The sequence below is a fragment of the Tabrizicola sp. genome (assembly GCF_051645465.1).
In the GTDB taxonomy this organism is placed as follows: domain Bacteria; phylum Pseudomonadota; class Alphaproteobacteria; order Rhodobacterales; family Rhodobacteraceae; genus Tabrizicola.
Genome location: NZ_JBOFBI010000041.1, coordinates 1 through 10,758, shown reverse-complemented (window position 1 = coordinate 10,758; position 10,758 = coordinate 1). Strand labels below are relative to the sequence as shown.

Genomic DNA, 10,758 nt, shown 5'->3' with positions numbered 1-10,758 from the left:
TCGACTCCCCACGCTGCCAACGAGCCCATATCTCGGCGCGCTGTTCGGCCGAATAGTAGATCCGGCGACGATACGTCATGGCTCACACTCCTTCTTCGATCAAAGAATGAAGTGTTGCAGCCACCGGTTGAACCCACCGGAGAGAGCGGTCGTTCCCCGTGAGGCCGAAATCGAGGTGGCAGTCATACTGCGTCATACAGTTCAAAGTCGTGCAGATAGACCTGCGTGATGTCGTGACCCACCACTTCGTACTCATCGCCCATCGAGTGGTGATAGGCGATCACGTTCAAGCCATCCTGATCGATTGCCCAGCTTTCGTCACCGGATGACATTCCGAAGAAGATGAAGCCACGGAAGTCGGGGCAGTAGGTTGTGATCCTTGGAAACTCGTGGTGCCAGAATGCGTTAGTGCGCGTGAGCGAACCAGTAGTGTCCACTTCCGAGAGTGAGAGAAGGTACTCGGCGTTTCCGCGCGGTTCACGAAAACCATCGCATTCCAGATAGAGTCGGCGAAGTTGTTCGGGGAGTTTTGCGCCGATTGTCCGCTCCGCACCGTCGATCTCTTGCGCTGTCGCAGGTCGCGAAAACCGTCCATCGGGAAAGAAAGTCCGAAGCAGCATTGTTGTCCGATCGCAGTACGCCTTTGCAAACCCTATGCCGGGCGTCCCATGGCTGCAATGGGCTCAAAACGGAACTTCCAACTGATCCGTTAACTGGGACCGGTCGCCCAGATGTAGGCGTTGAAGAGGCCGATCAGGATGGGCTGGTGGGCGAGGTAGATGATCAGGCTGTGGCGGCCGGGGAAGGTCAGCCGGTGCACCAGCGGCGAGGGCGCCCGGCCCCGCCAGCGGTCGATGCCAAGGGCTCGGGCGAAGGCGATCCCGGCAAGCAAAGGGGCGGCCCAGGGCACCAAGGGCACATAATCGCCCATCGCGGGCCGGGTTTCAGCGAGACCGGTCCAGACCAGCCAGAGCGGGTCGAACGCGGCGAAGCGTGGGCCCCAGGCTGCGGCGAAGATCGCTGCGGCGAGGGCAAGCGTCACGGGCCAGGGCAGGCGGAGTGCGATCAGGCCAAGCAGGCTCGCGGCGGCGATTGCATGCAGGATGCCGAACCAGATCGTGCCGCCGGGGACGAACTGGATGCTGGCGATGGTGACGAGCAATGCCGCACCCGCGACTTTCCCGAACCTTATCCAGAACGCTTGCCAGCGGATGCCCTGCCCATGCGCAAGCCACAGGCTGACGCCGGCGAGGAACAGGAAGCTTCCCGCGATCATCCGGGCGAAATAGTACCAGAAGGGCTGGTAGATCGTGTCCGAGGGGATGTAGCCGAAAAGTGCCAGGTCGAAGGTGAAGTGGAAGATCACCATGCAGACGACGGCCAGCGTGCGGGCGGCGTCGAGTGCGATCAGACGGCCGGGAGGAAGCAGTGCCTCGGTCATGGCGCCGACTGTGGCGCGGAACATGGCGGCCCGCAAGCGACCTGGAAGGGATCGGCGAAACCTGGTCAAAGGTTAACCGATTACGAACCGGAGCTTGTAACCTATTGAAATCGATGGTCCGAAAAAGGTGAGCACTGTGCCCACCCCCGGCGCCGGATCAGAAGAGCTGCAACAGCCGCTTTAGGTAGTCGAGCTCTTCCAGCGGCCGCGTCAGCTCGCCCGAGCGGCGGCGGATTTCGTCCAGAAGCTCTTGCGCCCGCTCGTTCGGGTCGTTCTGGACCATGTTCTCGTCCGATCCGATCCGGGCGCCGTCTTCACCCGGCTCGCGGCCCAGGGGATCGCGGCCGCTTGGATCGGCGCTGCCGAACTGGTCGTTTTCGCCGCCCTGGGCTTCGCGGTTCTCACGCTGCTCTTCGGCCAGAGCCTCGCCAAAGTCCCGCATCCCGTCGCGGAGCGCTTCCATGGCCTCGGCCTGCCGGTCAAGCGCGCCGTCAAGGTCACCCCGGCGAAGCGCGTCTTCAGCCTCTTCCATCGCCCGGCCCGCGTCGTCGAGGTTGCGGCGGCCTTCCTCGCCCTGCTCGGTGCCGTCGCCCGGCAGCTCGCCGCTCTGCAGCTGGTCCAGACGTTCGCGAAGCTCACGCTGCCGGTCGGTGAGCGAGCGTTCGTCGCCCCCGCCCTGCCCGTCCTGGTTGCCATCCTGACCGTTCTGGCCAGGTTCCTGACTATCCTCGTCGCCGCCCTGACCTTCCTGCTGACCGGGTTCCTGACCGTTCTGGCCGTCTTGACCCTGCTCCTGACCTTCCTGCTGGCCTTCCTGGCCCGGCCGCGGCACGCCCTGCAGGTCGCGGAAGGCGTCGTCGGACAGTTCCTGCTGATCGCGCAGCGTTTCACCGAGTTCGCGCATGCCCTGCTGGCCCGGTCCGCCCTGACCCTGGCCCTGGCCGCCCTGACCCTCGACGATCTGCATGTTCTCCATGAACTCGCGGAGCTGTTCCATCAGCTCGGCGGCCTCGGCAGTCTTGCCCTCTTCCATCAGCTGCTGAAGCCTGTCGAGCATTTCCTGCAGCTGGTCGGCCGACATCTGCATGCCCTGCATGCCTTCCTGCTGCTCTTGGTCGCCCGGATTGCGCTGGGCCTCTTCGGCCAGCTCGCGCATGTATTCGTTCAGCGCCTGCTGCATTTCCTTCATCAGCTGGTCGATCTCTTCCGGCGAGGCGCCGTTCCGGATCGCCTCTTGCAGCCGGTCCTCGGCCCGCTTCAGCCGTTCCAGCGCGGACAGGAGGTTCCCCTCTTCGACCATGAACGCGATCTTCCAGAGCTTCTCGGCAATCACGTCGCGCTCTTCAACCGTCAGGCTTGCTTCTTTCGCCTCAAGATCGCGCATCAGCACGCGGAGGTGCAGGAAGGCGCGGTCGTGGCGGATGAAGCCTTCGGGCAGGTTGGTGACGGCTTTCAGGATCTCGACCGCCCGGGGCGCGTTGATCCGGTTCCAGAGGATGTCGCGGCGCATTTCGATGAGCGAGGCTGCCAGGGGGTCGAAGAACCGCTTGCCGTGCAGGGTGACCTGATAGGGGGCCGAGGTTCCCTCTTGCCCGGCCGCATCGGCGACGGCAAAGACCATCGTCACGGGGAGGTTCGCGAAGACGTGCTTGGACAGGTCGTCAACCAGCGTGGAGGTAATCTCGGTCCGCTCACCCTTGCGGGGCATCGGCAGGTCAAGGACCACCGGCTCGACCGACTCGGGGTCGGCAACCAGGCCATGGCGGCGGTCGATCTTCGACAGGTCGAGCGAGATGGTCACCCGGCCCGCGACCACGCCGTAGTCGTCGGTCGCCTTGAACCCCTGCTTGAAGCGGCCATCCGCCTCACGCACCATGTCGCCCGATACCTCGACCGTGGGTGCGCCGTCGGGAACCGCGGTGATCAGCCATTCCCGGCCGCCTTGCCCGTCGATCGAGAGCTCACCCGACTTTTCGACGGTCAGGTCATGAACGCCGGGAACGGCATTGGGCACGGCAGCAGCGGGGGTGACTTCGCCTTCTGCCGGTGGAGCGGGGACTGCGGCAACCGTCTGCGCGACGGTGAAATCTTCCGGCGGGCCGTAGAGGCGGACCTGCAAGCGGGTTCCAACTGGAAGCTCCAGCGTCTCGGCGGTGATCTCGTTCAGGTAGAGCGACGGTTTGCCGGTGTAAGCCGGGGGCTGGGCCCAGGCCTCCCAGCTTGGTCCACCCGGCATGGCGACCGCGGCCCCGGGGGTCAGCCCCGCAACCGTCGTCGCGCGCCAGACCGAGCCGAAGATCATGGCCATGACGAAGGCGGTGAGTGCAACGTAGCGCAGCGAAAAACGGTCGCGTGACGAGAGCCGCAGGTCGGGAGCGACGGGGCCGGCAGCCGCCGCGCGGGCGGCCATGCGTTCCTGGTGCGCGCGCCAGACGGCTGACGAGGTGGGATCCTTCACGCCAAGGGCCTGGGTATCGCGCAAGGTGGCAATGGGGCGGCCCGGCATGGTCGTATCCAGCCGGTTCAGCGCATCAAGCACTGTCGGCTTCCGGAATCGCTTGTAGCCCCAGACCAGCAGCACCAGCGCAAGAATCGCGATTGCGGCCCCCGCCGCCTGCGCCCAACGAAGCGGCCCAACGTCCTGCAGGCCAAAGGCCAAAGCCGCAAGGGTTGCCAGAAGCAGCGTCCAGAGCGGCCAGAACGCACGGGCAAGCCGTTCCGCCCACAGACCAGCCAGCGTCAGCCGCATGGGCCAGACGAGCGATTTCAGCGGCGGTTGGGGCGTCGGTCCGGTCATTTCACCTGCCTCGGGGCCGGACACGCGTCACAGCCATGGGGGGATGGTATCGCGGTTGAGGATTTCGTCAAAGCTCGGACGTGCCCGGATGACAGCGAATTGATCCCCGTTCACTAGCACTTCCGGGATCAGGGGCCGAGTATTGTATTCCGATGCCATGACCGCACCATAGGCCCCTGCACTGCGAAAGGCGATCAGGTCGCCCTCGGCCACAAGGGGCAGGTCCCGGCCTTTGGCAAAGGTATCGCCGGTCTCACACACCGGGCCGACGACGTCGAATTCCTGGGTTGGCGCGGCAACCGGGGGTTCGGCGACGGGGATGATGTCGTGATGGGCGCCGTACATCGAGGGGCGGATCAGGTCGTTCATCGCGGCGTCGAGGATGAGGAAATCCCGGCCCTCGCCGTTCTTCACATAGATCACGCGGCTGACGAGGATCCCGGCGTTGCCCGAAATCAGGCGGCCCGGCTCGATCTCGACCTCGCAGCCCAGGTCGCCGACCGTGCGCTTGATCAGCGCGCCGTAGTCGGTGGGAAGGGGCGGGGCCTCGTTGGACCTTGTGTAGGGAATGCCCAGGCCGCCGCCAAGGTCGAGCCTTGTGATCGTGTGGCCCTCGGCGCGGAGTTGGCGGGTAAGGTCGGCGACCTTCAGGTAGGCCTGCTCGAACGGTTCGAGGTCGGTCAGCTGGCTGCCGATGTGGACGTCGATACCGATGACTTGCAGGCCGGGCAGGCGGGCGGCTTCGGCGTAGACCTGCGATGCGCGGGCGATGGGGATGCCGAACTTGTTTTCCTTCTTGCCGGTCGCGATCTTTTCGTGGGTCTTCGCGTCCACGTCCGGGTTGACGCGGACAGTGATGGGAGCTGTCAGGCCAAGGCTGGTGGCGACTTCCGAGAGCGCCCGCATTTCGGGTTCGGACTCGACGTTGAACTGGCGGATGCCGCCCGTCAGTGCCAGCCGCATCTCCTCACGCGTTTTGCCGACGCCGGAGAAGACGATCCTTTCGCCCGGCACACCCGCCGCCTTGGCCCGGAGGTATTCCCCGCCCGAGACCACATCCATCCCGGCGCCCAGGTTTCCAAGCGTCTTCAGGACAGCCACGTTGGAAAGCGACTTGATGGCGAAGCAGACGAGGTGCGGCAAGGGGCTGAGTGCTTCGGTGAAAAGCCGGTAGTGGCGGGCCAGCGTGGCGGTGGAGTAGACGTAGAACGGGGTGCCGACCGAGGCGGCGATGTCGGGGATCGCCACGTCTTCGGCGTGCAGGATGCCGTTTCGATAGAGGAAATGATCCATATGCGCGCGTGTTCCCGACCCTGCCCAGTCGGTGACATAGCAGCCGGGCCATGACCCTGCAAACGGGATCAGGCTTCGGTATCGCGGCTTTCGCGGCGGGCGGCCTCCCAGACCTCATGCGCGGCGTCGAGGTTGATCGCGGCGATGGCGAGGCCGACGATCACATCGGGCCAGATCGAGGGATAGGTGGCCGTGACCAGCCCTGCTCCGATGATGCCGACGTTGGCCAGGGCATCGTTGCGGGCCGAGAGGAAGGCGGCGCGGGTGAGGCTGCCGGTCGTGCGGCGGTGGCGGGCAAGGAGGAGGGCGGCGGTCAGGTTTACCGCGAGTGCGCCAAGGCCGATGAGGGTGAGGATGAAGGCGTCGGGCGGTTCGGGGTTGAGGTATTTCTGGACAAGGGTCCAGAGGAAAGCGATGGCCGGGATCAGCATCAGCCCGGCCAGCACCATGCCGACCCGCGCCCGTCGCGCCGCCGTCCAGCCGAGGGCCACGAAGATCAGAAGGTTGATCGCGGTGTCTTCGAGGAAATCGATGCTGTCGGCGAAAAGCGAGACCGAGCCGATGCGGATGGCGGCGATAAACTCGACCCCGAAGTAGGCAAGGTTCAGGAGGGCGACGATCAGGACGGTCTGGCGGAGGGTTCCGGAGGTCATGTTGCGGAGGGGTTAAAGCTGGTCGCCGATGGCCTTCACGAGACGCGGATCAAAGCCAGCCTTTTGCAGCGCATCAGGCTTTGCCCCGACCGGCTCCACACAACCGATCTCTACGTGGGGCAGTCCAACCGGCAGGATCAGGAGCGTTTGCGTCCTGGTGTCCAACCCGATGTCAAACCGAAGATATTGCTTGGTCAATGCAAAAGTCAGGCTTTCGAGGCACTCATCCGTCAGGTTCGGCCCTGCTGCGCTGACATAAATGTCGAACAGCGGTTCGGTGGGGTCGCCGGTTTCGACCCAGGCTTCGGGCAGGTACTCCAGAAGCCCGGTTTGCTGCCCGGTCTTGAGATCGAAGTTCACGATCTGCACGTCCCACCAGGGATGCGCCGCCCCTTCGCACTCGCCACCGATCTCGATCAGGAAAGTCAGGAAATCGGGTCCGTCGGTCATGACTTGGACGGATCGCGAAGCGTTATCCAGACTCCCATCATCGCAGATGACAAAACCAAGATGCAGATCGTCCAATGCCTGCAACGAGGAGTTTGTCCGTCGTGCGATGGCCGTGCTGCCATCTACTCGCGGCAGGGCCTCGACATGTGGGGCAAGTGGCGGTTGTGGAAGCAGGGTCTCGGCTGCGACCGGCCCGCAAAAGACGGTTGCCGAAACCAGCCAGAGCGCGATGCATCCTTGTCGCAGAGGATGGGTCATCTGTCCGGCCGCGACCGCAGGAACAGATACAGCGGCAGGCCGCAGCTGACACCGATGCAGAAGGTTGCCGGGATCGCGACCAGATGCAGCCAGGCCTTGCGTGAGATCGCCTCGGTCAGGATCCAGACGGTCAGCGCGATGGCGGCGATGGTCAGGTCCCATGTCAGGCCGGTGGTCGAGGCGTTGACGTACCAGGCGTCGATCATGCCGCCGAGGCCGGTGCCGGTCTCGCGCATGTGGCGGATGAACCAGTACATCGGATGCACGGCGCCCCAGATTGCCAACGCAAGGAAGGCCAGGCGCAGGGGTGTCATTTCACCACGACACCGATCTCGGCCTCGCCTGACACCGTCACCCCGGACTTCGTGGGCGGTTCAGGGTTGCCGTCGGCGCCGCAGGCGGCAAGGGCAAGGCAGGCGATCAAGGCGGCGGGCAGGATCAGGCGGGGCATTCGGGACCTCGGGTCAGTTTGGTTCGATGATGATCGTCGCACCACCGACATTGCCTGACAAGGCTGGCTTTACCGATACTCCGAAGGTGCCGACGGCGATGCCGGCGTGTAGTGTCGGCTCGGTGCAGGCGGCAAGGGTGAGAAGGGCGATCAGGAGGAAGGGTTTCATGACGACCATCCTTTGCTCGATGCCCAAGGCTAACATCGGGCGCCCCTGCCGTCACCCCAGTTCGGCGCGCCAGCGGGCGATCTGGGCGCGGACCTGCGAAGGCGCGGTCCCGCCGTAGGAGGTGCGGCTGCGGACCGAGTTCTCGACGCCGAGGACGCCGAACACTGCTTCCGTGATGCCGGGGTGGATGGATTGCATCTGCTGAAGCGTCAGGTCCGGCAGGTCGATGCCCTGCTTCTCGGCCATTGCGACCAGGGCTCCGGTGATATGATGCGCCTCGCGGAACGGCAGGCCGAGCGCGCGGACGAGCCAGTCGGCCAGATCGGTCGCGGTGGAAAAGCCGCTGGCGGCGGCGGCTTTCAGGGTGTCGCGGTTCGCGGTCATGTCGCTGACCATGCCGGTCATCGCGGCAAGGCCCAGCATCAGGCTGTCGGCAGCGTCGAAGACCTGTTCCTTGTCTTCCTGCATGTCCTTGGAATAGGTGAGCGCGAGGCCCTTCATCACAGTGAACAAGGCCACCGTCGCCCCAAGGATGCGGCCGAGCTTCGCCCGCAGAAGCTCGGCCGCGTCGGGGTTCTTCTTTTGCGGCATGATGCTGGAGCCGGTGGTCCAGCGGTCGGAAAGACGGACGAAGCGGAACTGGGCGGAGGACCAGATCACCAGTTCTTCGGCAAAGCGGGAAAGGTGCATGGCGCAGATGCTGGCCGCGGAAAGGAACTCCAGCGCGAAGTCGCGGTCGGAGACGCTGTCGAGGCTGTTTGCGGTCGGCCGGTCGAAGCCCAGGGCTTTCGCCGTCATCTCGCGGTCGATGGGGAACGACGTTCCCGCCAGCGCTGCCGCGCCAAGGGGGCATTCGTTCATCCGCTTGCGCGCGTCCTCGAACCGCGAACGGTCGCGCGCCAGCATCTCGACATAGGCCATCATGTGATGCCCCCAGGTCACCGGCTGGGCGGTCTGGAGGTGCGTGAAGCCCGGCATGACCCAATCGGCCCCCGCCTCGGCCTGAGCGAGGAAGGCGCGCATCAGGCCTGTGACACCGGCAATCGCCTGGTCGCACTGGTCCCGCACCCAGAGCCGGAAGTCCACCGCCACCTGGTCGTTGCGGCTGCGGCCCGTGTGCAGACGCTTGCCGGGTTCGCCGATGATCTCGGTCAGGCGGCTTTCCACGTTCAGGTGGATGTCCTCCAGTTCGACCCGGAACTGGAATTTCCCTGTTTCGATCTCTGACAAGACCGTGAGAAGCCCTTCCCCGATGGCCTTGGCGTCACTATCACTCAGGATGCCCGTGGCCGCGAGCATTGCGGCATGGGCCCGGCTGCCTGCGATATCCTGCGCGTAGAGCCGCTGGTCGAACCCGATCGAGGCGTTGATGGCCTGCATGATCGCGTCCGGCCCGCTGGCAAAACGCCCGCCCCACATCTGGTTGGCGGCATTGGAGTCAGGGCGTTCGGTCATCGGACGGGCCTTTGAGGTGCAAACGTGCGGAAATTGCTGGTCGTCCTCTACACGGCCTTGATCCTTGGTGCAAACGCGGTGGCTGCTGACGTCGCCAGTTTGCGCGACGGCGACATGAAGAAGCTTGCCCTGCACGAAGCCCCGGTCGAGGTACCGGAGATAGGTCTGGTCGATACCGAGGATGCGCCCCGGTCGCTGGCGGAATACCACGGCAAATGGGTGGTCCTGAACTTCTGGGCCACCTGGTGCGCGCCCTGCCGGCAAGAGATGCCGTCGCTTGACCGCCTGCAGGTCGCCATGCCCGAGATCGCGGTGGTGCCGGTCGCGACGGGGCGGAATTCGGTGACCGGGATCAAGCGGTTCTTCGAGGAGGAAGGCATCCAGACCCTTCCGATCCTGCGCGACCCGAAGTCGGAACTGGCGCGCAGCATGCACGTGATGGGCCTTCCCGTGACCGTGATCCTGAACCCGGAAGGCCAGGAAGTGGCCCGGCTGATCGGCGATGCCGAGTGGGACAGCGCCAGCGCCCAGGCGGTGCTGAAGGCGCTGGCGGCGGGGAACTAAGTCCCCAGCGACCGGATCAGGGCAAGGATTTCCGGCCGCGGCTTCTGCTCGACCCGCCGGTATTCGGTGCAATCGGGGGTGCGGGTGATCAGCCCCAGCTCCAGAAGCGTCCGCCGGATGATCGCGGCGTCACCGAAAAGGTGCCATTGGTTCAGCCGTTCGCTGATCTGGCGTTCGGTCATCACCTCGCCGCGCGGCAGGTGCGACCAGAGGACCCAAAGGACCTGATGCTGGACCGAGGTGCGGGCAGGCCATCGGGTCAGGCGGCCTTGCGCGTCGAAGCAGCGGCGGAGCGCTTCGACCGCGACATGGTCGACGACCGACGGGGCGGTGGAAAGCCTGGCTTCGGCCAGCGCGCTCGCCCGCAGATGCTGGATGTTGCGGAAGCCCGAGGCGCGGGCGAGGAGGTTCATCAGCGTCAGGTGGCTTGGCGGTTCTGCAGGCCAGGCACGGCGCAGCTGGCGGGCAAAGACGGACAAGTCCGCCACTGGCAGGGGCAGGGTTTCACGGGTCATCGCATCCTCCGTCATGCCCTTCGGACATCGCGGTCACCGGCTTGCGATCGGGCACGGGGGGAAGCGTGAGCGATCTGAGGATGCAGGTTTAGCTGCCCTTGGGGGCCGGTGACGCCTGGGTGAACTGCTGACCCTTGCGTTAGGGTAGCGTGGGAAGGATCAGAAGCCAAGCCGGTCGTCGAAGATGAAGGGCTCGGTGAGGGCAATGGTGACCTCGGACATCGCGGGGTGACGGGGGTTGAGGAGGACGTTCCGCTCCAGCGGGATGACGCGGCTGGGCACCATGAGGCCGAACGACGAGCCAGAGCGGAGCCAGGCGTCGCCCATTTGTCGGGAAACGCCTATATCCTGATCAATAGGAAAACCGGAATCCGCGATAGCCTCTTCATCAACCTCGAGGGCAACGGCGACGAGCGGTTGCAGTTCACCGCGGCGGCGTCGAAAGCTTGGAATGTTGACCAGAGCTTCAAGGGCAGCCAGTGCAAGCGACGAGGAGCAATAGACCACCGGCATACCGGGATTATTCCATCTTCCGCCCGCAAGCCGCGCACCTTCGCCGTCAAGGCCGGGAAGGAACTGCGCTTTGGTAAGTCGCCAAAGCCTCACTGATTAGTAGACGCCATGCGCCATCCGCAGAAGTACAGCCTCGACCTCACGCGCACCAATGTCGGTTTGGGCCATCTCAATAGGAATTCGATCACCTAGCGACGGG

14 protein-coding genes are annotated in these 10,758 nt (G+C 64.9%); 1 reads left to right on the top strand and 13 read right to left on the bottom strand.

Annotation, left to right across the window (positions count from 1 at the left end; genetic code table 11):
* Positions 1-182: 182 nt before the first annotated feature.
* The 10 genes from ACRCSW_RS02295 to argH all read right to left on the bottom strand — a co-directional run bounded on the left by ACRCSW_RS02295 (position 183) and on the right by argH (position 8,967).
* Positions 183-620, bottom strand: a complete 438-nt coding sequence (locus ACRCSW_RS02295) for an SMI1/KNR4 family protein (RefSeq protein ID WP_438702370.1) — start codon at positions 618-620, stop codon at positions 183-185.
* 89 nt (positions 621-709) lie between these two features.
* Positions 710-1,465: a heparan-alpha-glucosaminide N-acetyltransferase gene (locus tag ACRCSW_RS02290; RefSeq protein WP_438702369.1), complete on the bottom strand. Its 756-nt coding sequence runs from the start codon at positions 1,463-1,465 to the stop codon at positions 710-712.
* Between the two features lie 133 nt (positions 1,466-1,598).
* Complete coding sequence (locus ACRCSW_RS02285; RefSeq protein ID WP_438702368.1) at positions 1,599-4,238, bottom strand: TIGR02302 family protein; 2,640 nt, start codon at positions 4,236-4,238, stop codon at positions 1,599-1,601.
* Between the two features lie 27 nt (positions 4,239-4,265).
* Entirely contained in the window at positions 4,266-5,531 is a 1,266-nt protein-coding gene (gene lysA / locus ACRCSW_RS02280) for a diaminopimelate decarboxylase (RefSeq protein ID WP_438702367.1), read from the bottom strand.
* Positions 5,532-5,599: 68 nt separating this feature from the next.
* Positions 5,600-6,184 carry a cation transporter gene (locus ACRCSW_RS02275; protein WP_438702366.1) on the bottom strand — a complete coding sequence of 195 codons (585 nt, stop codon included), beginning with the start codon at positions 6,182-6,184 and terminating at the stop codon, positions 5,600-5,602.
* Positions 6,185-6,196: 12 nt separating this feature from the next.
* Entirely contained in the window at positions 6,197-6,634 is a 438-nt protein-coding gene (locus ACRCSW_RS02270) for a hypothetical protein (protein WP_438702365.1), read from the bottom strand.
* A gap of 254 nt (positions 6,635-6,888) precedes the next feature.
* The gene (locus ACRCSW_RS02265; protein WP_438702364.1) at positions 6,889-7,206 is read right to left on the bottom strand and encodes a DUF2834 domain-containing protein; all 318 of its coding nucleotides are present in this window, start codon (positions 7,204-7,206) and stop codon (positions 6,889-6,891) included.
* Complete coding sequence (locus ACRCSW_RS02260) at positions 7,203-7,343, bottom strand: hypothetical protein (protein ID WP_438702363.1); 141 nt, start codon at positions 7,341-7,343, stop codon at positions 7,203-7,205. Before ACRCSW_RS02260 ends, ACRCSW_RS02265 begins: the two co-directional genes overlap by 4 nt.
* A gap of 13 nt (positions 7,344-7,356) precedes the next feature.
* Positions 7,357-7,512, bottom strand: a complete 156-nt coding sequence (locus tag ACRCSW_RS02255) for a hypothetical protein (protein ID WP_438702362.1) — start codon at positions 7,510-7,512, stop codon at positions 7,357-7,359.
* A gap of 51 nt (positions 7,513-7,563) precedes the next feature.
* Positions 7,564-8,967 carry an argininosuccinate lyase gene (gene argH, locus ACRCSW_RS02250; protein ID WP_438702361.1) on the bottom strand — a complete coding sequence of 468 codons (1,404 nt, stop codon included), beginning with the start codon at positions 8,965-8,967 and terminating at the stop codon, positions 7,564-7,566.
* Positions 8,968-8,991: 24 nt separating this feature from the next.
* On the opposite strand from argH, the gene ACRCSW_RS02245 reads away from it, so the two are divergent.
* On the top strand, positions 8,992-9,531 hold the full coding sequence (locus ACRCSW_RS02245) for a TlpA family protein disulfide reductase (RefSeq protein WP_438702360.1): 540 nt from the start codon (positions 8,992-8,994) through the stop codon (positions 9,529-9,531).
* On the opposite strand, the gene ACRCSW_RS02240 is transcribed toward ACRCSW_RS02245, so the two are convergent.
* The 3 genes from ACRCSW_RS02240 to ACRCSW_RS02230 all read right to left on the bottom strand — a co-directional run.
* Positions 9,528-10,046 (bottom strand): DUF2087 domain-containing protein, encoded by a 519-nt coding sequence (locus tag ACRCSW_RS02240; protein ID WP_438702359.1) that lies wholly within the window; start codon positions 10,044-10,046, stop codon positions 9,528-9,530. The two genes, ACRCSW_RS02245 and ACRCSW_RS02240, sit on opposite strands and share 4 nt — an antisense overlap.
* 159 nt (positions 10,047-10,205) lie before the next feature.
* Positions 10,206-10,652: an RES family NAD+ phosphorylase gene (locus tag ACRCSW_RS02235; protein WP_438702358.1), complete on the bottom strand. Its 447-nt coding sequence runs from the start codon at positions 10,650-10,652 to the stop codon at positions 10,206-10,208.
* 3 nt (positions 10,653-10,655) lie between these two features.
* The coding region (locus ACRCSW_RS02230; RefSeq protein ID WP_438702371.1) for an antitoxin Xre/MbcA/ParS toxin-binding domain-containing protein at positions 10,656-10,758 on the bottom strand (103 nt) is incomplete at its 5' end.

What these genes read in the sequence shown, in the direction of transcription:
- ACRCSW_RS02265 (WP_438702364.1), bottom strand. Translation starts at nt 7,206, where the DNA reads ATGACACCCCTGCGCCTGGCCTTCCTTGCGTTGGCAATCTGGGGCGCC.
- ACRCSW_RS02270 (WP_438702365.1), bottom strand. Translation starts at nt 6,634, where the DNA reads ATGACCGACGGACCCGATTTCCTGACTTTCCTGATCGAGATCGGTGGC.
- ACRCSW_RS02240 (WP_438702359.1), bottom strand. Translation starts at nt 10,046, where the DNA reads ATGACCCGTGAAACCCTGCCCCTGCCAGTGGCGGACTTGTCCGTCTTT.
- lysA (WP_438702367.1), bottom strand. Translation starts at nt 5,531, where the DNA reads ATGGATCATTTCCTCTATCGAAACGGCATCCTGCACGCCGAAGACGTG.
- ACRCSW_RS02275 (WP_438702366.1), bottom strand. Translation starts at nt 6,184, where the DNA reads ATGACCTCCGGAACCCTCCGCCAGACCGTCCTGATCGTCGCCCTCCTG.
- ACRCSW_RS02290 (WP_438702369.1), bottom strand. Translation starts at nt 1,465, where the DNA reads ATGTTCCGCGCCACAGTCGGCGCCATGACCGAGGCACTGCTTCCTCCC.
- ACRCSW_RS02260 (WP_438702363.1), bottom strand. Translation starts at nt 7,343, where the DNA reads ATGCCCCGCCTGATCCTGCCCGCCGCCTTGATCGCCTGCCTTGCCCTT.
- argH (WP_438702361.1), bottom strand. Translation starts at nt 8,967, where the DNA reads ATGACCGAACGCCCTGACTCCAATGCCGCCAACCAGATGTGGGGCGGG.
- ACRCSW_RS02255 (WP_438702362.1), bottom strand. Translation starts at nt 7,512, where the DNA reads ATGAAACCCTTCCTCCTGATCGCCCTTCTCACCCTTGCCGCCTGCACC.
- ACRCSW_RS02285 (WP_438702368.1), bottom strand. Translation starts at nt 4,238, where the DNA reads ATGACCGGACCGACGCCCCAACCGCCGCTGAAATCGCTCGTCTGGCCC.
- ACRCSW_RS02295 (WP_438702370.1), bottom strand. Translation starts at nt 620, where the DNA reads ATGCTGCTTCGGACTTTCTTTCCCGATGGACGGTTTTCGCGACCTGCG.